The sequence below is a fragment of the Paraburkholderia sediminicola genome, from assembly GCF_046026675.1.
Classification (GTDB): domain Bacteria; phylum Pseudomonadota; class Gammaproteobacteria; order Burkholderiales; family Burkholderiaceae; genus Paraburkholderia; species Paraburkholderia sediminicola_F.
Genome location: NZ_JAQQEY010000001.1, coordinates 3189403 through 3209358 on the forward strand (window position 1 = coordinate 3189403; position 19956 = coordinate 3209358).

16 protein-coding genes are annotated in these 19956 nt (G+C 63.2%); 6 read left to right on the forward strand and 10 right to left on the reverse strand.

Features of this window, described 5'->3' with window-relative positions:
- Positions 1 to 3: 3 nt before the first annotated feature.
- From PQQ86_RS13695 to PQQ86_RS13710, 4 genes are all read right to left on the reverse strand, one after another.
- Positions 4 to 453 (reverse strand): acyl-CoA thioesterase, encoded by a 450-nt coding sequence (locus tag PQQ86_RS13695; protein ID WP_154566367.1) that lies wholly within the window; start codon positions 451 to 453, stop codon positions 4 to 6.
- 3 nt (positions 454 to 456) lie between these two features.
- Entirely contained in the window at positions 457 to 987 is a 531-nt protein-coding gene (locus tag PQQ86_RS13700) for an NUDIX domain-containing protein (RefSeq protein WP_054036317.1), read from the reverse strand.
- Between the two features lie 175 nt (positions 988 to 1162).
- The gene (locus PQQ86_RS13705; RefSeq protein ID WP_408267564.1) at positions 1163 to 2194 is read right to left on the reverse strand and encodes a threonine aldolase family protein; all 1032 of its coding nucleotides are present in this window, start codon (positions 2192 to 2194) and stop codon (positions 1163 to 1165) included.
- Positions 2195 to 2410: 216 nt separating this feature from the next.
- Positions 2411 to 3688, reverse strand: a complete 1278-nt coding sequence (locus PQQ86_RS13710; RefSeq protein WP_408267567.1) for a YbfB/YjiJ family MFS transporter — start codon at positions 3686 to 3688, stop codon at positions 2411 to 2413.
- Between the two features lie 119 nt (positions 3689 to 3807).
- Here PQQ86_RS13710 and PQQ86_RS13715 point away from each other — a divergent pair, with 119 nt between their 5' ends.
- Positions 3808 to 4719, forward strand: coding sequence for a LysR family transcriptional regulator (locus PQQ86_RS13715; protein WP_408267570.1), 912 nt, complete (start codon positions 3808 to 3810; stop codon positions 4717 to 4719).
- Positions 4720 to 4876: 157 nt separating this feature from the next.
- Here PQQ86_RS13715 and alaS read toward each other — a convergent pair whose 3' ends face one another.
- Complete coding sequence (gene alaS, locus PQQ86_RS13720) at positions 4877 to 7501, reverse strand: alanine--tRNA ligase (RefSeq protein ID WP_408267573.1); 2625 nt, start codon at positions 7499 to 7501, stop codon at positions 4877 to 4879.
- 295 nt (positions 7502 to 7796) lie between these two features.
- Here alaS and PQQ86_RS13725 point away from each other — a divergent pair, with 295 nt between their 5' ends.
- The gene (locus PQQ86_RS13725) at positions 7797 to 9017 is read left to right on the forward strand and encodes a CaiB/BaiF CoA transferase family protein (RefSeq protein ID WP_408267576.1); all 1221 of its coding nucleotides are present in this window, start codon (positions 7797 to 7799) and stop codon (positions 9015 to 9017) included.
- A 115-nt stretch (positions 9018 to 9132) separates the two neighbouring features.
- On the opposite strand, the gene PQQ86_RS13730 is transcribed toward PQQ86_RS13725, so the two are convergent.
- Together PQQ86_RS13730 and ggt are read right to left on the reverse strand one after the other, a co-directional pair.
- Positions 9133 to 9693: an RBBP9/YdeN family alpha/beta hydrolase gene (locus tag PQQ86_RS13730; protein WP_408267577.1), complete on the reverse strand. Its 561-nt coding sequence runs from the start codon at positions 9691 to 9693 to the stop codon at positions 9133 to 9135.
- A 156-nt stretch (positions 9694 to 9849) separates the two neighbouring features.
- Positions 9850 to 11604 carry a gamma-glutamyltransferase gene (gene ggt / locus PQQ86_RS13735; protein ID WP_408267580.1) on the reverse strand — a complete coding sequence of 585 codons (1755 nt, stop codon included), beginning with the start codon at positions 11602 to 11604 and terminating at the stop codon, positions 9850 to 9852.
- Positions 11605 to 12104: 500 nt separating this feature from the next.
- On the opposite strand from ggt, the gene PQQ86_RS13740 reads away from it, so the two are divergent.
- Positions 12105 to 13814 (forward strand): glutamine--tRNA ligase/YqeY domain fusion protein, encoded by a 1710-nt coding sequence (locus tag PQQ86_RS13740; protein ID WP_408267582.1) that lies wholly within the window; start codon positions 12105 to 12107, stop codon positions 13812 to 13814.
- A gap of 156 nt (positions 13815 to 13970) precedes the next feature.
- Complete coding sequence (locus PQQ86_RS13745; protein WP_408267585.1) at positions 13971 to 14978, forward strand: transporter substrate-binding domain-containing protein; 1008 nt, start codon at positions 13971 to 13973, stop codon at positions 14976 to 14978.
- A gap of 62 nt (positions 14979 to 15040) precedes the next feature.
- On the opposite strand, the gene PQQ86_RS13750 is transcribed toward PQQ86_RS13745, so the two are convergent.
- Together PQQ86_RS13750 and PQQ86_RS13755 are read right to left on the reverse strand one after the other, a co-directional pair.
- Complete coding sequence (locus PQQ86_RS13750) at positions 15041 to 15490, reverse strand: NUDIX hydrolase (RefSeq protein ID WP_408267587.1); 450 nt, start codon at positions 15488 to 15490, stop codon at positions 15041 to 15043.
- Positions 15491 to 15572: 82 nt separating this feature from the next.
- Entirely contained in the window at positions 15573 to 15962 is a 390-nt protein-coding gene (locus tag PQQ86_RS13755) for an RT0821/Lpp0805 family surface protein (RefSeq protein ID WP_175051178.1), read from the reverse strand.
- 281 nt (positions 15963 to 16243) lie between these two features.
- On the opposite strand from PQQ86_RS13755, the gene PQQ86_RS13760 reads away from it, so the two are divergent.
- Positions 16244 to 16483, forward strand: coding sequence for a hypothetical protein (locus PQQ86_RS13760; protein WP_408267590.1), 240 nt, complete (start codon positions 16244 to 16246; stop codon positions 16481 to 16483).
- A gap of 56 nt (positions 16484 to 16539) precedes the next feature.
- Here the strand turns inward: PQQ86_RS13760 and PQQ86_RS13765 are convergent, their stop codons facing one another.
- Entirely contained in the window at positions 16540 to 17928 is a 1389-nt protein-coding gene (locus PQQ86_RS13765) for a cytochrome-c peroxidase (RefSeq protein ID WP_408270278.1), read from the reverse strand.
- A 308-nt stretch (positions 17929 to 18236) separates the two neighbouring features.
- Between PQQ86_RS13765 and PQQ86_RS13770 the strand changes: the two genes are divergently transcribed.
- Positions 18237 to 19817 carry an acid phosphatase gene (locus tag PQQ86_RS13770; RefSeq protein ID WP_408267592.1) on the forward strand — a complete coding sequence of 527 codons (1581 nt, stop codon included), beginning with the start codon at positions 18237 to 18239 and terminating at the stop codon, positions 19815 to 19817.
- Positions 19818 to 19956 lie beyond the last annotated feature (139 nt).

Consider the following 19956-nt stretch of genomic DNA (forward strand, 5'->3'; position numbering starts at 1 on the left):
CGCCTATTCCGCCTGCACAGCGACGGTCAGCGGTTCGAGCGCCGCGCGCAGGTCCGCGGGCAAGCTCACCGGGCGACGCGTGACGCGATCCACATATACGTGCACGAAATGCCCTTGGGCGGCGGGTTGATCTTCACCCTCCTTGAAGAGGCCCACTTCGTAGCGCACGCTCGAGGTGCCGAGCCGCACGACCCGCAAGCCCGCTTCGACGCGCTCGGGAAACACCAGCGGCGCGAAGTAATTGCAATGCGTCTCGACCACGAGGCCGATCGTCGCGCCATGCTCGAAATCGAGCACGCCGGCGCGGATCAGATACTCGTTCACCACCGTGTCGAAGTAGCTGTAATAGACGACATTGTTGACGTGGCCATAGACGTCGTTATCCATCCAGCGCGTGGTGATCGGCAGAAAATGCGGGTAGGCGCTGCGCGTGGCCGGTGCGGGTTTGTTCATCGCTTACTGCCCCGGTTTTTCGACAAACTCGAACGGCAAGCCGCGCCGCCGCATCCATTCGCCGAGCGCCTGACCAGTGCCCGCGCGCCATGGACGCAGTTTGGCCGGCTCGACCAGCCGGTATTCGAGCAATTCCGGCGACAGCGCGACCGTTCCGTACGCTTTCACGTGATACGCGATGATCAGTTCGTTTTTGCGAATGAATTCGTACACGCCGATCAATTCGACCGTCTCCGCGTGCAGCGAGGTTTCTTCCAGCACTTCGCGGGCGATGCCCTCTTCCGGGGTCTCGCCGTTTTCCAGAAAGCCTGTGATCAGCGCGAACATGCCTTCCGGCCAGGCGGCGTTGCGCGCGAGCAGAATCTTGCCCTCGTACTCGACGATCGCGGCCACCACCGGCAGCGGATTGTTCCAGTGGACGTAGCCGCATTCCGTATCAGGGCAGATCTGGCGAATCCTGCCGCCTTCGTGTTCGGCATCGGCGCGCTCGATCAAAGGCGTAGCGCAGCGCGGACAAAATCGGTGTTCGGTCATGGCGAGTGGGTCGTCTCTTATGGTTTGTGTGCAGCGTTGTTCAGTGTTGAATGTCGTGCTGCCGCGGGTTCAGCAACTCGTGCGCGGTGCTAGTCTGTACGGCTGGTTCCTGGCTCCAGCTTCCGGTTCAAGCTCACGGTGCCAGCCTGGTCGCAAGCGCGCGGTCGACGCGGTTTCAGGCCAGGCACAAGTCGCGTACTTCCGCAGCGAAACGCTCGACGGTTTCCGGCTGCGTGTCCCAGGCGCACATCAGCCGGCAACCGCCCGCGCCGATGAACTCGTAGAACTTCCAGCCGCGCGCACGCATTGCTTTGGCGGCCTGCGCCGGCAATTGCGCAAAGACCGCGTTCGATTCTCGCGGAAACATGATGCTCACACCGGGAATTTCCTGCAACCGCGTTTCCAGCAACGCCGCCATCGCATTCGCATGACGCCCATTGCGCAGCCAGACGTCGTTATCCAGCAGTCCGAGCCACGGCGCGGAAATGAAGCGCATTTTCGAGGCGAGTTGGCCGGCCTGCTTCAGACGGTAGGCGAAATCGTCGGCTAGCGAGCGGTCGAAGAACACCACGGCTTCACCGACCGGCAAACCGTTCTTGGTCCCGCCGAAGCACAACACGTCGACGCCCGCGCGCCACGTGATCTCGGACGGATGCACGTCGAGCGCCGCGACCGCGTTCGCAAAGCGCGCGCCGTCCATGTGCACTTTCAGATGGCGCCGCTTGGCGATCGCCGCGATCGCGCGCACTTCCTCGACGGTGTAGACGGTGCCCACTTCCGTCGATTGGGTCAGCGTGACGACCTTCGGCTTCGGGTAATGAATATCGGCGCGGCGCGTAACGACCGCTTCGATCGCATCCGGCGTGAGCTTGCCGCTGACGCCCGGCGCCGTCAGGAGCTTCGAGCCGCCGGAGAAGAATTCCGGACCGCCGCATTCATCGGTTTCGATGTGCGCGAGTTCATGGCAGATCACCGAGTGATACGACTGGCACAGCGACGCCAGCGCCAGCGAATTGGCGGCCGTGCCGTTGAACACGAAAAACACTTCGCAATCGGTCTGGAACAGATCCCGCAGGCGGTCGCAAACCTGGTTGGTCCAGGAGTCGTCGCCGTAAGCGGGTTCGTGGCCGCTGTTGTTGGCGGCGATCAGCGCGTTGAGCGCTTCGGGACAGATGCCGGCGTAGTTGTCGGACGCGAAATGTTGCATGGCTGGCGGCGCGCCCGGCGACGGGCGCGCTGAGATGACGGGAAAGCCGTCATTTTAGTGCGCCGGGGAGTTATTTGTTTTTTGGCCTGGCATTTGTCTCGCGGGCGGTTCAACGGGCCCACGCGTTCTGCGCAAGGCGGGGGACAAACTCGCCTTGCTGGCGCTTGCACCTGCGGGATCAGTTGACGCTGAGGAAGGCGCCAACCGGAAAGACCGTTAGTTGCAACCGCAATCGGGCATGCGGCCACGGCCTCGCGGCATGTGTGCCACGATGATCAGGCCAGCCGCGCCCAACAGTAGCGTCCCCGCCGCCAACCACAAGGCCGGCGAAAAAGACCCCGTGTGCTCGGCGATCGGCGCGGCCACCAGCGGGCCGACGATCTGGCCAACGCCGTACGCAGCCGTCGCATAGCCCATCAGGCCGGCCGCTTCGTCGCCAAGCAGGCGCCGCGCCTCACGCATCGCGAACAGGGTGATGGCCGTAAATGGCAGGCCGATCAGGATGCTGCCGAGCGAGAAACCGCCCGCCGTGGGCCAGACGATGCCGAGCGCAATACCGGCGGCTTGCAGCACGTAGCAACCGGCGAGCAATGTGCGATTGTCCCAATGCACCGGCAGGCGTGCCGCGAGCAGCGCGCCGACGATCAAGGCCGCGCCGAACATCGGCCAGAACAGATCGGGCCAGGACGAACCCGGCAGCGCGTGGCGCGCGATCACCGGCAGGAACGTCGCGGTGATGATGTAGCCGAAGCCGGGCACGCCGTAGAGCAGGATCAGCCAGAAGGCGTCGGCGCGGTGCCAGGCGTGGTTTGTAGAGGCGCGGCGACCTGCGGGCGAGGATTGCCGAACGGCGGTGACTGCCCCGCCTGTGGCAAGCGCTGCGCCTCCTGAGACGGTCTGGAACACGGGCCAAACCACGATCGAAAGCACCGCCGCGATGAGTCCGAAACCGATCCAGCCGACCGTCGCGCCGTAGCTACCGGCAGCGCTGACGAGCAAACCTGTCCCGACAATGCCCACGCCCGGGCCCGTATAGATCACCCCGCTCCACTCGTGCGCGCCGAGTTCGGTAAGCCGCCGCAGGCCCCACTGCGAGGCAAACACGAAGGTCCAGGCGCTGACCGCGCCGGCGATGAAGCGCACCACGGCCCACAGCCAGAATTGGCTTGTTACGCCCATCGCCAGCGTCAGCAGGACCGTCGCAACAAGCCCCGCGCGCACCATACGCGCCGGCGCGACCCGCAGCGCCGCGCAGGTGATCGCTCCGACGAAATAGCCTGCGTAGTTGGCCGATGCGAGCCAGCCGCCGTGCTGGATATCGATCTGTGGCTGACCCAAGGCGCTCCCGTGAAGCATCAGCGGCAGGAGCGGCGTGAACGCAAAACGGCCGATGCCGAGCACCACGGCCAAAGTGATCATGCAGGCAAGCGCCGCGCGGCGGGCGGCATGCCGATCGGCAGAGGTGTCTTGCGCACTGGAGGCGAGATCGATCATGGGCATCACGGATAGTTGAAGCGGACCGGCAGTTGCCGGTTTGTTCAATTCATATTAGCTTGACCTTTCAATCACGAAAAATGAATAATTAGGATATCAACCATCACCAGGAGAGAATCGTGGATCTGGCCGCTTTGACCATTTTTCGTGCTGTCGTGCGGGAAAACGGCGTCACGCGCGCCGCTGCCAAGCTCAATCGAGTGCAATCGAACGTCACGACGCGCATCAAGCAACTCGAGGAGCAGCTGGGCACCGACCTGTTCATCCGTGACGGGCGGCGCCTTGTTTTGACCCCGGCTGGCGAGACACTGTTGCCCTACGCGGAGCGTTTGCTCGCGCTCGCCGATGAGGCGCGCCATGCCGTGCGCGAAGATCGTCCGAGTGGACGCTTGCGTTTGGGCACGATGGAAAGCGTCGCTGCAACGCGTTTGCCTGGATTGCTTGCGAGTTATCACCAACGGTGGCCGGATGTCGCGCTGGAACTCGAAACCGGCACGACCGGCAAACTGATCGAGCGGGTCCGCGAATTCGAAGTAGATGCAGCGCTGGTGGCGACGCCGCAGGATCCTGCCGCGCTCGGCGAATTGTTCGAGAGGGTGCCAGTTTTTCGCGAAGAGTTGGTGATGCTGTCGCCGCGAGGCCATAGGCCGATTCGCGAAGTACGGGATATTGCGTTATCGACGCTGATCGCGTTCGAGCGCGGGTGTGCTTACCGGGCGTACATCGAGAAGTGGTATCTGGAGCATGGTGTGAGACCGGCTCGCGTTCTGGAGCTCGGTTCGTATCATGCGATCGTGGCTTGTGTCGCCGCCGGCGCGGGGGTGGCCGTGGCGCCACGATCCGTGCTCAATCTGCAAACGGACGCCAGCAATATTGCGGTTCACGAGCTTCCCGATATTGGTGTGATCGAGACGCTTCTCGTCTGGCGACGAGGCCATTTTTCGTCCGCGCTCAATGCGCTGCGGCAAACGCTTGTGTCGGCAGAGGATGCGGTGGAGTTGCCTGCCGCTGCACCGGTAGGCGTTGCTTGAATTTTTGCTTGATGCTTTGCCTGCGTGACGGGGAACGCTAACCGCCAGCGCAGTCGGCCGGGTTGATGCACTGCAAGACACGCCAAGACCAGAAACAACTTGGGCCACACGGGACGCCAAAACCACCAGCGCGTCGCATGGCCCAATCAAACCCGAATCAAAGCTGGGCTTCGACCCAACCCTTCACGCCTGCCAGTGCCGCCGGCAGATTCGCCGGCTCAGTGCCACCCGCTTGCGCCATATCCGGCCGCCCGCCGCCCTTACCGCCGACTTGCTGTGCAACGAAGTTGACCAGTTCACCGGCCTTGACCTTCTTGCTGGCGTCCGCCGTCACACCGGCGATCAGGCTCACCTTGCCGCCCTCAACCGAGGCCAGCACGATCGCCGCGCTCTTCAGCTTGTCCTTCAGTTTGTCGACCGTCTCGCGCAGCGTTTTCACGTCCGCGCCCTCGAGCGTTGCCGCCAGCACATGCACGCCGGCTACTTCGATTGCCTGACCTGCGAGTTCGTCGCCCTGGCTCGAAGCCATCTTCGACTTCAATGCGCTCAGTTCCTTCTCCAGCGACTTCACCTGGTCCTGCACTTGCACGATCCGTTGCGTCAGTTCCGACGGCTGCGCCTTCAACACGGCCGCTGCCGCATTGATCCGTGCGTCGAGATCCTGCACGAAGCGCACGGCGTTGTCGCCCGTGATCGCTTCCACGCGACGAATACCGGCAGCCACACCACCTTCCATCACGATCTTGAAGAGGCCAATGTCGCCCGTGCGACGCACGTGCGTACCGCCGCACAACTCGCGTGAGAAGCCGAGGTCGAGCACACGCACTTCGTCGCCGTATTTTTCGCCGAACAGCGCCATCGCGCCGCCCTTCACTGCTTCGTCGAACGGCATGACCTTCACAATGCCCGGCGCATTCGCCAGCACTTCCGCGTTCACGATCGCTTCGACCTGACGGATCTGCTCATCGGTCATCGGCGAGTTGTGCGCGAAGTCGAAACGGGTCTTGTCCGCATCGACAAGCGAGCCCTTCTGCTGCACGTGCGAGCCGAGCACTTCGCGCAGCGCCTTGTGCATCAGGTGGGTGGCCGAGTGATTGCGCTCGGTGCGGGCACGACGCACCGCATCGATTTCCGCCTTCACGACGTCGCCGACTTTCAGCGAGCCCTGCTCGAGCGTGCCGTGATGGCCGACGACGTCCGCCTGCACCTTCAGCGTGTCGGTCACCGCAAAGCGCACGCTCGCGTTCGCCAGCACGCCCTGGTCGCCGACCTGGCCGCCTGACTCCGCGTAGAACGGCGTGTGGTCGAGCACGACGACCGCCTGCTGGCCGTTGCTCACTTCCTTGACCGACGCGCCGTCGACATACAGCGCGATCACTTTCGCGTCGTCGAAGATGATTTCTTCGTAGCCGTGGAACGTAGTCTTCGCGCCCGAGTATTCGAGACCCTGCGCCATCTTGAACTTGCCCGCCGCGCGAGCCTGTTCGCGCTGACGCGCCATGGCTTCGTCGAAAGCAGCTTCGTCGACCGTCACTTCGCGCTCGCGGCAGACGTCTGCCGTCAGATCGAGCGGGAAGCCGTAGGTATCGTGGAGCTTGAACGCGAGTTCGCCGTCGAGCGTCTTGCCACCCTTCGCTTCCAGATCGGCCAGCGCGCTTTCGAGAATCGACATGCCGTGCTCGATGGTCTCGAAGAAGCGTTCTTCTTCCTGACGCAGCACGTCGGTCACGCGTTGCTCCGCGCCCTTCAGTTCCGGATAGGCACCGCCCATTTGCGCGACGAGGTCCGGCACCATGCGATGGAAGAACGAGCCCTTCTTGCCCAGCTTGTAGCCGTGGCGGATCGCGCGGCGCACAATACGGCGCAGCACATAGCCGCGGCCTTCGTTGCCCGGAATCACGCCATCGACGATCAGGAATGAGCACGCGCGGATGTGATCGGCGATCACTTTCAGCGAGTTGTTCGTCAGATCGGTCACGCCGGTTTCGCGGCCCGCGGCCTTGATGAGCGCCTGGAACAGATCGATCTCGTAATTACTGTGCACGTGCTGCAGAACCGCGGCGATACGCTCGAGCCCCATGCCCGTGTCGACGCACTGCTTGGGCAGCGGCGTCATGTTGCCTTGCGCGTCGCGGCTGAATTGCATGAACACGAGATTCCAGATCTCGATGTAGCGGTCGCCGTCTTCCTCAGGCGATCCCGGTGGGCCGCCCCACACGTCCGGGCCGTGGTCGTAGAAGATTTCCGAGCACGGGCCGCACGGCCCGACGTCGGCCATCTGCCAGAAGTTGTCCGACGCGTAGCGCGCGCCTTTGTTATCGCCGATGCGGATGATGCGCTCGACCGGCACGCCGACTTCCTTCGCCCAGATGTCGTGCGCTTCGTCGTCTTCGTGATAGACGGTGACCCACAGCTTGTCTTTCGGTAGTTGGTACACGCCCGTCAGCAATTCCCACGCGTAGTGGATCGCGTCGCGCTTGAAGTAGTCGCCGAACGAGAAGTTGCCCAGCATTTCAAAGAACGTATGGTGACGCGCGGTGTAGCCGACGTTTTCCAGATCGTTGTGCTTGCCGCCGGCGCGCACGCTGCGCTGCGCGGTTGTGGCGCGCGAATACGGACGCGATTCCGCGCCGAGGAACACATCTTTGAACTGCACCATTCCCGAATTGGTGAAGAGCAGTGTCGGGTCGTTGCCGGGCACAAGGCTCGACGAGCGAACGATCGTATGGCCCTTCGATTCGAAGAACTTGAGGAATTTCTCGCGGATTTCGGCGGCTTTCATAGCGTGCGGGGGACGGTCCTGGCTGTTACCGGCGGCATCATGGGGATGCGCCAACTGTTTGTTTCTTAAACGACTGATTATACGGGATCGGCGCCCGTGCGCGGCGGCGGCCCTGTCTGGTTAGCCATTCGGCCAGGTTTGGCCGGATTTGGCCGGGTAACGAGCGACATGGCATGACGCATCGCGCGTCCTATGCCGTTCGGCTGACTGCGCCGGCGCGCGGGAATCGCTTAAGATTGCCTCCATCCGCGGCGCCACGCGCGTCGCTTCGGCTACAAAGGAGACAATGAAAAATATGGGCGCTCTCAGTCATATCCGCGTGCTGGACCTCACACGCGTGCTCGCCGGGCCTTGGTGCGCGCAGACACTCGCCGATTTCGGCGCCGACGTGATCAAGATCGAACGGCCCGAAGTCGGCGACGACACGCGCCACTGGGGGCCGCCGTACCTGAAAACGCCGGAAGGCACCGACACGCGCGAAGCCGCCTATTACCTCGCGGCGAATCGCAACAAGCGCTCGGCCACCGTCGACATCGCTTCGCCCGAAGGCCAGCGGATCATCCGCGAACTGGCCGCGCAAAGCGACGTGGTGCTGGAGAATTACAAGGTCGGGCAGTTGAAGAAGTACGGCCTCGATTACGCGTCACTGAAGGAAGTAAAGCCCGATCTGATCTACTGCTCGGTGACGGGCTTCGGGCAAACCGGGCCGTATGCGCAGCGCGCCGGCTACGACTTCATCGTGCAAGGCATTGGCGGCTTCATGAGCATCACCGGCGAGCGCGACGGCCAGCCGGGCGGCGGTCCGCAAAAGGCCGGCGTCGCGATCGCCGACCTGATGACCGGGATGTATTCGACCATCGCCGTGCTCACGGCGCTCACGCATCGCGACCGCACGGGCGAAGGCCAGTACATCGACATGGCGCTGCTCGACGTGCAGGTCGCCATGCTGGCCAACATGAATTCGAATTACCTGGCGAGCGGCCAGCCGCCCGTGCGCTGGGGCAATGCGCATCCGAACATCGTGCCCTACCAGACCTTCCAGACGAGCGACGGCTGGATCATCGTCGCGGTCGGCAACGACGGCCAGTTCCGCAAGTTCGTCGAGGCGGGTGGGCGCCCGGAACTCGCCATTGACGAGCGATTCGCGACCAATCCGGCACGCGTACGCAACCGCGATATCCTCGTACCGATTCTTGCCGACATGGTGCGTCTGCAGGGCAAACAACAATGGATTGCCGCCCTGGAAGCAGCCGGTGTTCCGTGCGGGCCGATTAACGATCTGGGCGAAGTGTTCGAGAACGAGCAGGTGGTAGCGCGCGGGTTGCAGGTCGATCTGCCGCATCCGTCGGGCGGCACGGTCAAACTGGTGCGCAATCCGATCAATATGACCGGCACACCACCCGAAGCGCTGTCCCATCCGCCGACGCTCGGCGAGCACACCGACAGCATCTTGCGTGACGTGCTCGGCTATGACGAGGCACGGATTGCGGCGCTGCGGGACCAGTCGGTGATTTGAGGCCGGCTGAGGCGGTGGCCGAGTGATTTGATGCCGGCTGGGGCGGTGGCGGTTTTCAGCGGAGCTGGCGACGGTGCCAACTCACTCGCCGCCCTAATCTCCGCAAATCAGGCCATCACCGCCGCTCGCCCAATGAAGCCAGCCAGCGCCGCCCCTCTTCCCAATCGCCGAGGCCGCTGTCGGCATTGATGTGGCCGCGCGGCCCGATATCGATCCAGCGGCTGCCCCACGCGCTCGCACAAGTCTGCGAAAACGGCACACCGCCGTACGGATCGTCGCTGCTCGACACGACGATGCTCGCGAACGGCAGGCGCGCAAGCAGCACCGGCGCAAAGCCGCTGGCGTCCTGGGGAAAATGCGCCTCGGAGGGGTCAGGCACGGCGACCAGTAACGCACCGGCCACTTTGGCCAACTGCTCGGCGCTCGCGTATTGCGACGCCCAGAGGGCGGTCGTCAGGCAGCCAAGGCTGTGCGCGGCGAACACCACCGGCGAGTCGGCTGCGGCCACTGCGGCGTCGAGCGTGCGGCACCACGCATCGCGCGCCGGATGGTCCCAGTCGGGCATCTGCACACGCACGAAGGCGGGATCGAGCGCTTCCCAAAGCGTCTGCCAGTGGCCCGTGCCGGAGTTCTGGTAGCCCGGCAGCACGAGTACATTTAGTTTTTGTCCGTTCATCGCGTTCCCCGTCGCAATTCGTTTCTGAAATTCGCTTTCGCGATATGTTGCCGCGGTCCGCGTCTGCAATTGTTGCTGCGGTACGTTTTTGCGGTACGTTTCCGCACGCAGCCCGCTTCCGCAATCACCCGCATCGCCCGGCCAAAGCCGCGTGCTTCAATGCATCACGCGGCCCACGCCCACGCCGCGTGGATCGGCCGCCGGCTCGGGCGTCGTCCCTTCGACGCGGATCATCTGCACGTCGCCGTTAAACGACTGCCCTTCAAGCGTGTAGCCCCGGGCTTTCAACTGGTCGGCCAACTCACCCGTGATCGGATGATACGGCTCGAAATAGATTGTCTTCGGCGGCAGCAACTGATGATGGAACCGCATCGCAGCCAAAGCGTCGGCCGGCGTCATATTGAAATCGTACAGGTTGGTCATGACCTGGAAGATCGATGTGAGGATTCGCGAGCCGCCGGGCGTGCCGATCACGAGCGACACCTTGTTGTCCTTCAACAGGATGGTCGGCGTCATCGACGAAAGCGGCCGGCGCCCCGGGGCCACCGTGTTCAGGTCGTCAGCCGTTGCGCCGGACGTGCCGGCGGCAGCCGGTTTGGTGATGAAGTCGTCCATCGCGTCATTGAGCAGGAATCCGCCGCCGTCCACCACCACGCCGGAACCGAAAGACCCGTTCAGCGTGTAGGTGTTCGACACGGCGTTACCCCACTTGTCGACCACCGAAAAATGCGTGGTTTGCGCCTTCTCCGGCATCACGTCGCCGAGGCCGCCTTTGACGGGCGTGGCGCCCGGCACTTCGTCGGGTTTCACTTCATCGGCGCGTTGCGCGAGGTAGGCGTCGCTGGTCAGTTTGTCGAGCGGCACCTTGTACGAATCGGGGTCGCCGATGTATTGCTGACGATCGGCGAACACGCGGTCTTCGATCTGTGCGATCAGATGGATATAGGGCTCGGAATTCAGCTCGAGGCCATCGAACGCCGGCTTCAGATCGGCCTTCATCTTCAGCATCTGGATCAGCCCGACGCCACCCGAACTCGGAGGCGGCGCGGTCATGACCTCGTAGCCGTTCCAATCGGCGGTAAGCGGCTGGCGCCAGACAGCCTTGTATTGAATCAGGTCCGGCTTCGTGACCAGACCGTGGCCATACATCTGCTGGGCGATCAGATCGGCGGTGCGGCCTTCGTAGAACTCACGGCCGCCGTCGCTGGCGATGCGCGAGAGGGTTTGCGCGAGTTCCGGCTGGCGATACATCACGCCCGCTTTCAGGTTCGAGAAGTAGGCGTCGAAGTTGGTCTTGCCGGCGAAAATCTTCGCCGCCGCGTCGTGGCGCTGCTGCAGGCCCGGCTCGACCTGGAAACCGTCGGTGGCATAACGGATCGCGGGCGCCAGCACCTGCTTCCATTTCAGCTTGCCGAAGCGCTGCTGCGCTTCCCACATGCCCTCGACGGTGCCCGGCACCCCCACCGCGCGATGGCCGACCACGCTCATAGCCGGCACGAGGCTGCCTTTATCGTCGAGGTACATGTCGCGGGTCGCCTGTTGCGGCGCGCGCTCGCGATAGTCGAGAAAATACGGCTTGCCGTCCATGAACACGGTCATAAACCCGCCGCCGCCGATATTCCCCGCGTCCGGACAGGTCACGGCCAGCGTGAAGGCGATCGCCACCGCGGCATCCACTGCGTTGCCGCCAGCGGCGAAGATCTGCTGGGCGGTGTCCGCGCTGTAGCGATCCGGCACGGCCACCGCCGATGCGTCCAGCACGGCCTTTGGCGGCGGCGTTTTCGCGAGCGCGGGGGCCGGCGCGACGAAGCTGCCGGCGAGCGCGGCGAACACGGCCGCGGCCGTCACGATCCGTGCGAAGAACAAAGAGGCGAAAGGCGCGCGAGGCGCGTCATGCGACGGGACGGACATCCGAGAAACTCCGGGAACTAGGAGCGCCATGCTGCACGAACGGAAAGCGTCCATGCCAGGGCGGCCCAATGGGTGAGGCGGCCTGCGCGCCCGGCAGCGCTGCGCTCGGCGCTACACGGCAGGGCACACGCAGCGCAATCCGAAACGGCTTGAGCGGGGCGCGGGGGTGGGGCGAGGCTGTCTGGCTTGCGCCGCCCGGGCGCAAAGCGGCGCCGGGGAAAAAATCCGTGGGCGAACATCATTCATGTCGCCCGTGCGCGGCGCGTGGAGAGTGCGCCGCCCGCATCGTAAGTCGCCATGGACCGCACCAACAAAACGTTTTACCTCCTGTTACAGCACCTTAAACGCAGCTTGCAGGATCTCGTCTGCCCCCAAAAACGCTCGAAACCGCTCAAACGTTGGCTGCGCGCCGCACTCGCCTGCCGCGAGCGAACACGTCAGGTAGAATTGACGGATAAGTGGGCGCATTGCGCGTCCCCGACAGACTTTCACCTTCTCGCATGAATACCGAACGCAACGACGCGCCAGCGGCATCCAATTTCATCCGCAACATCATTGACGAAGACAACCGCACCGGCAAGTGGGGCCAGCGCGTCGAAACGCGCTTTCCGCCCGAGCCGAACGGCTACCTGCACATCGGTCACGCCAAGAGCATCTGCCTGAACTTCGGCGTGGCGCGCAGCTACGGCGGCGTGTGCCATCTGCGCTTCGACGATACGAATCCGGAAAAGGAAAGCGTCGAGTACGTCGACTCGATCATCGACTCCGTGCGCTGGCTCGGTTTCGAGTGGGAAAAAGGCGGGAAGGAGCAGCTCTACTTCGCGAGCGACTATTACGACAAACTGTACGAATTCGCCGAACTGCTGATCGAACGCGGCAAGGCGTATGTGGACAGCCAGTCGGCCGAAGAAATGCGTGCGAACCGCGGTTCGGCGTCCGAAGTCGGCACGCCGTCGCGCTTCCGCGAGCGTTCGGCGCAGGAAAACCTCGACCTGTTCCGCCGCATGAAAGCCGGCGAGTTCAAGGAAGGCGAGCACGTGCTGCGCGCGAAGATCGACATGTCGTCGCCGAACTTCAACATGCGCGACCCGGTCATCTACCGGATCCGCTTCGCGCATCACTACCGCACTGGCGACACATGGTGCGTGTACCCGATGTACGACTACACGCACTGCATCTCGGACGCGTTGGAAAACATCACGCATTCGCTGTGCACGCTCGAATTCGAAGACCATCGTCCGCTGTACGACTGGATTCTGAACGAGCTGGCCGAAGCCGGAATTTTCACGCGCCCGCTGCCGCAACAAATCGAGTTCTCGCGGCTGAACCTCACCTACGCGATCACCAGCAAGCGCAAACTGCTGCAGCTCGTGACCGAAGGCCATGTCGAGGGCTGGGACGATCCGCGTATGCCGACCATCGTCGGTGTGCGCCGCCGCGGCTTCACGCCGGAGGCGATCCAGTTGTTCTGCGAGCGCATCGGTGTCACCAAGGTCGATTCCTGGATCGACATGAGCGTGTTCGAAGGCGCGCTGCGCGACGATCTGGACGACAAGGCGCCGCGCACTGCTGCCGTGCTCGATCCGGTCAGACTGATCATCGACAACTTCCCCGAAGGCGTGACTGAACCGTGCAATGCGCCGGTCCACCCGCATCATCCGGAAATGGGGGTTCGGGAGTTCCCGATCTCGCGCGAACTGTGGATCGAACGCGAGGACTACAGCGAAACGCCGCCGAAGGGCTACTTCCGCCTGTTCCCGGGCAACAAGGTGCGCCTGCGCTACGGCTATGTGATCGAATGCATCGGTGCGGACAAGGACGAGAACGGCAACATCGTCGCAGTCCACTGTAACTACTTCCCGGACAGCAAGTCGGGCACCGAAGGCGCGAACACCTACAAGGTCAAGGGCAACATTCACTGGGTCAGCGTGGCAACCGCGTGCCCGGCCGAAGTGCGCATCTACGACCGTCTGTTCAAGGAACCGCAACCGGACGCAGGCGGCCGCGACTTCCTCGAAGCGCTGAATCCGGATTCGAAGCGCGTGGTCAACGCCTACCTGGAACCGGGTGCGCGCAACGCGCTGCCGGAACAGCGTTATCAGTTCGAGCGCCACGGCTATTTCGTCGCCGACCGCGTCGATTCGAAACCGGGCAAGCCCGTGTTCAATCGCATCGTCAGCTTGCGCGACAGTTGGGGCAAGCCGGCGTAAGCTGGAGCCACTACAGCGCGAAGCGCATCGGACGTTGCTTATCTGGCGTCAAATACGGCGTGCATTTCGTGAGCGGGATGCACGCCGTTTCGTTGCATCATGTTCCATCGACAGTGACAGCGCGGCATACGTGCACGCAGTAGTCCGGGAGGCCCGATGAAAGTTGCAGCCCGTCGCGGGGTAAGTGCATGGGACACAGCACCAGGCGCGGGTCATACGCGTACCGTTCCTGTTACTCGCCTAACCCGCGCCGCACGCGCCGCGCATAGCTTGCGCTGCGCACTCTTGGCGCTGGTCGCGTTCGGCACGGCATCGCTCGCCTGCCCCGCTCACGCGGACGAACTCACCGGCACGCTGAAGAAAATTCACGACGACGGCGTGGTCGTACTCGGCGTGCGCGAAGCGTCGATTCCCTTCTCGTACTTCGACGGCAAGGGCACGGTCGGCTACTCGCAGACCATCGCGCTGCAGATCGTCGACGAAATCAAGAAAACGCTCGGCCTGCCGCAACTGAAAGTGCACGAAATCACCGTGACCTCGTCGAACCGCACGCCGATGTTGCTGAACAACCAGATCGATCTGGAATGCGGTTCGACCACGCATACGGTGGAACGCGAAAACGTGGCCGCGTTCTCGAACAGCTTCTTCCAGTATGCGGTGCGCATGATCGCGCGCAAGAGCAGCGGCATTACGGATTTTCCCGACCTGGCCAGCAAGACGGTTGTGACGACCGCCGGCACCTCCGATGAGCGCCTGCTGCGCCGCCTGAACACCGAGAAGCATCTGAACATGCGCATCACGAGCGCGCGCGACCATGCGGAAGCATTCACCGCGGTCAAGGATGACCGGGCCGTGGCCTTCGTGATGGACGAGCCGATCGTGTACGGTTTCAAATCGACCGACCCGCACCCCGAAGACTTCGTGGTAACGGGCACGCCGCTCGGCTATGAGGTCTACGCCTGTATGTTCCGCAAGGGCGACGAGCCGCTGCGCACGCTCGTGAACGGGGTGATCGCACGCGGCCAGATTGCCGGCGACGCCGAGCGTCTATACAACCAGTGGTTCACCCAGCCGATTCCGCCGCACGGCATCAATCTGAATTTTCCGTTGTCGGAACAGAACCGCACGCTATTCGCGCATCCAAACGACCGCGCGCTCGACTGAGCGCGTCGGCCGTGCGGGTGGCGGGTGCTGCCAGCGCGACAGTCCAAACAATCCATTCACCGCTACAGCGTTCGATGCAGTTCCGCGAGTGAAAGCGTGGTCTGAAAAAGCCGTGTGAGACTGCGGCTCGCATACCGCTCGACTTCGTCCGGTGTGGTCCAGCGATATGCGTCCATTTCGGGGATCAGCGTGCCGTCGGAGCGACGCGGAAACAGCGACGTGCAGGTGCACGAAGACAGATCAAGTTCGTCGACCGTCGCACGCGCGGCGAACAGATGCAGATCCTTGTCGCGCCGGTAGACGAACAGTCCAAGATCATTCAAACGCCCGGGTTCGATCACGATACCGGTCTCCTCGACCATCTCGCGCAACGCCGTGACGTGTGCCGCCTCGCCCTCTTCGCCATGCCCTTTTGGAACGTCCCAGTGCGACGTTTCGGTGGCGTGCGCGAGCAGCACCCGGCCGTCCGGGTCGAGGAACACGACGCCGCACGAGACGACCCGCGCGCTCATCGACGCAACGCGCCGCAAGGACGCACGACTTCAGGCTGCGCCGGCGGCAAGCCGGCGCGCGCCATCATACGGGCCCGCACGCTCAGTGCTTTTTCTGCAATTGCCAGTTGCCGCTGCCCTGTTTGCAGAACTGCGGACGCAGGTTCATCGACTGCCCTTTCGCATTCAGCACGACGCCGACGTCGCGGCAGGTGCGCTCGCCATCCTTCGCGGTGCTGGCGATGCTGATCGTCGCGTCGATCTTTACGCTGTTGCCGGTGCCTTCGTTGACCCAGCTCACGCTTTCGCCGTCCTGCTTGTCGTTCAAGGCAGTGAACACGGCGCTCTTGATCGAGTCGACGTCGCGTTGCTTCATGTAGCTGATCGGCGTGTCATTCAGAAAACCGAGGTTCGCCGCTTGCGCGCCGATGGCGCCGCCAAGCAGCAGGCCACCGACGGTCAGGTGAAACAGGGCACGGGGTCGCATCGACATGAAGGGTTCTCCTCGAAGAGTGGTTCGGCGGTCTCGAGCGCGCTCACGGCAGCTCGTGATCTGGACCCCAAAAGCATAGCATGTCGCCCTCGAAGTGGCCGCCCGGATGCGGCCTTGCAACGGCCCGCGGCAGCGTGTAGCGCCAGCTCCCTGCTATGGGGAACGAACTGGTGCGACGACCGCTCAGACTTTTTAGGACGCGTCTCATATCTTCTTATGAAACGTCTTCTTAAGATAGCTCTATTGCGCTGCAGCGCCGATCAAGCTTTCAACGCCGCCTTATGGACATCTCGTTTGCTCTCGAAACCTTCACGGTCGCGCTCGCGCTCTTTTGCGTCGCGCTGGTGCCGTTCGCCATCGGCCGCGATCCCGGTCTTGCGCGGCGCATCGTGCAAATGGACAGCCTCCCTCGCGCACGCTGGCCGAATCTGCTGACACGCGTCGGCATTGCCTGCCTCCTCGTGTCGTTCGCGCTTCTGCTAGTCGGCTGCTATTACATTATTGCCGGCGCAGGCCACTGATCACGCCAGCGGCGGCACATGCCGCCCCAACCTCCCGCGCGCCCGTCACTCGCCGATCAATTCGCGGCTGCTTTATTTCCAGCCTTACCTCCCTCCTTATACCCATCCGTGAGCGTATTCAAAAACGCCACCACGTCCTTGATTTCAGCCTCGTCGAGCACCGGCTTGTCACCCGGCTTGCGATCGAACGGCGGATCGGTATTCAGATTGGCCCAGAAACGCTGGGGCAAATCGTCGAACTTCCGCACCTTGCCCTTCGATACCGGATAGAACTTTTCCGGGTTCGTGTCGCGTTGCGCATAAAAACGCACTGCCTGATCCAGCGAATGATAGATGCCGTTGTGGAAGAAACTCTTCTTCAACGCGACGTTGCGCAGCGTCGGCGTGCGGAAGATGCCGCAAAACTCGGCGCGGCCCTTCAGGTCGGTACGCTCCGGCCCGCATGCGCCGAGGTCGAAGAACTGCGGATCGCGATTCATCGGCAGCGCGCGGTTGCGCGGCACGCCGATCGCAATCAGACCGAAGTCGCTGAACTGCGGCGGCGCCCCGTCCATGGTGCGCTGGCTGATGTGGCAGCTCGCGCAATTGCCCTTCCTTTCGTCGTTGAAGACTTCCAGCCCGTGTAGTTCGGCCTTGGTCAATTGCGCTTTGCCCGCCAGATACGCGTCGTATTTGCTGGTGTAGGGATAGAAAATCTCGGGCGCCTGCTCGAAGGTTTCCAGCGCCTGCAGCACGGCGTTGAAGGTGGCGTCGTCGCTATCGAAAATATGCTCGCCGAATGCCGCGCGGAACGCCTCCGCATACGGCGCGGCTTTCACCGCCGCCGTGACCTTCGCCGGTGTGCTGCCCATTTCGAACGACGACAGCAGCGGAATACGCGCCTGGTCCGAGCCGCGGTCGACCCTGCCGTCCCACGTCAAGCCGCCGGTCGGCCCGGCATCCACGCTTTCGTCGCCTTCGTCGTCCGACTCGTGATAGTGCTCGGCGAACGCCGGCACCGATTGCAGGTACTTGAGCGTCGGTGCGGCGCGCATGCCGGTGCGGTGCATGTCGTTGCCGCCCAGTTGTACCGACATCGAATTCGCCGGCGAAAAGCCGTGATCGGGGCTGTGGCACGACGCGCACGCCAGCTTGCCCGAGCCGGATAGCGACGCGTCGAAGAACAGTTGCTTGCCGAGGGCCGTCGTCTGCCGCACGGATTCGTAGACCTGCGCGCGGGTCTGACCGGCCTCATGTGACGCCACCTTGACGGTAGAGGCCGCTGTAGACGTAGACGTGGCCGCTGGCGACGCACTCGCCTGCGTTCCGACGCCCGCATTGGCGTTGGCGTTCGTATCCGCCCTGGCGCTCACTTGCGCGTTACCGCTCCCGTCGGCCTTGGCGCCCGCTGTCTGCGAGCCTGCGTCGCACGCAGCCAGCGTCACGGTCATGGCCGCGAGCACCATCGCCAGCACCGGACCAATGCCAGCCGGCCCCACGCGCCGCCGCGCCTGCGGCCGAACCGTCGTTTTCCGAATCCCCGCGAGACCAAGCCGCATATGAATGATGTGAGTTTGCGATATTGAAGTCCGCGAGCGTATTTCATCGACATGTCGTTTAAATGACATACAGCCGACGAAAATATCGAAACCCAAGCAATTCGTAATTAGTTACATGTTTCTGTCAAATTCCTTGTTCAAACTTTCGCTCGCGGCCATCCGTGCAAGCAATGCACGCGGCCCGTCCCCAACGCGAGAGAGAGAACACATACCAAATGAACAAGAAACTGATCTGCGCGGCGCCTATCGCGATCGCGGCAGCGTTGAGTCTGTATGCGTGCGGCGGCGACAATGTCACCGCGCCACCGGACATCACGTCGATCAAGACGGTCGTGGTGATCTACGCGGAGAATCGCAGCTTCGACAATCTGTACGGTAACTTCCCCGGCGCCAACGGTCTGCAGAACGTGACGGCGGCGAGCGCCACACAGTTGGACCGCAACGGCACGACACTCGCGACGCTGCCGCAAGTGTGGAACGGTCTGACGCAAACCGGCGTGACGCCGGTGGTGACGCAAGCGATGACGGCCAACCTGCCGAACAGTCCGTTCGCCATCGACGACCCGAATGGTTTCAACACGCCGATCACGGCCACGACGCGCGATCTGTATCACCGCTTCTATGAAAACCAGATGCAGATCAATGGCGGCAAGAACGACAAGTTCGCCGCATGGGCGGATTCCGGCGGCCTCGTCATGGGTCACTACACGCTCAACGCCGACAAGCTGCCGTTGTGGAAGGTTGCCCAGCAATATACGCTGGCCGACAACTTCTTCATGGGCGCGTTCGGCGGCTCGTTCCTGAATCACCAGTGGCTGGTTTGCGCGTGCACGCCGACCTATCCGAATGCGGACAAGAGCCCGGCAGCCACCTCGATCTCGTCGGTCGAAAGCGACGGCGTCACGCTGAAGGTCGCGACCAATTCGCCGGCTTCGGCGCTGAGCGGCCCGCCGAAATACGTGCTCTCGGGCAACCTGACGCCCGACTTCTATGCGATCAACACGATGCAGCCGCCGTATCAGCCGAGCGGCAACAAGGCGGCCTCGGGCGGCGACACCAACCTGGCCGACCCGACCGCGGCCACCACGTTGCCGGCACAAACGCAGCAGCACATTGGCGATCTGCTGAACAACGCGAAGGTGTCGTGGGCGTGGTACGGCGGCGCGTGGGGTGCGGCGGTATCGGCTGCGCAAACCGGCACGGCGAATGTGATCTACGGCGCGAACCTGACGGCGCCGAACTTCCAGCCGCATCACCAGCCGTTCAACTACTTCGCCGATCTCGCACCAGGCTCAGCGAGCCGCTCGCAGCATTTGCTCGACGGCGGTCTGGCAGGCTCTGAGTTCATCAAGGCGATCGACGCCGGCACGCTGCCGCAAGTGTCGTTCTACAAACCGCAGGGCAACCTGAATGAGCACGCGGGTTACACCGACGTCGCCTCGGGCGACCAGCACATCGCCGACGTGATCTCGCATCTGCAGAAAAGCCCGCAGTGGAATAACATGCTGGTGGTCGTGACCTACGACGAAAACGGCGGCTTCTGGGACCACGTCGCGCCGCCGAAGGCCGATCGCTGGGGTCCGGGCACGCGGATTCCGGCGCTGATCATTTCGCCGTACGCGAAGAAGGGTTTCGTCGATCACACGCAGTACGACACGACGTCGATTCTGCGTTTCATCACGCGCCGTTACTCGCTGCCGACGCTGCCGGGCATCTCGGCGCGTGATGCCGCGCTGGTCAGCAACGGTAGCAAGCCGATGGGCGATCTGACGGCCGCGCTGAACATCAGGCAGTAATCCGCTTGCAACAGTCCGCCTGACGGTGGGATCTTGACGGGGCAGCTTCGGCTGCCCTTTTTTGTTTTCTTCGCGCGGATAACCCCACGACGCGCGCGACTCGTTATCGACGCAAACGGCGACACAACGCATTTGCACG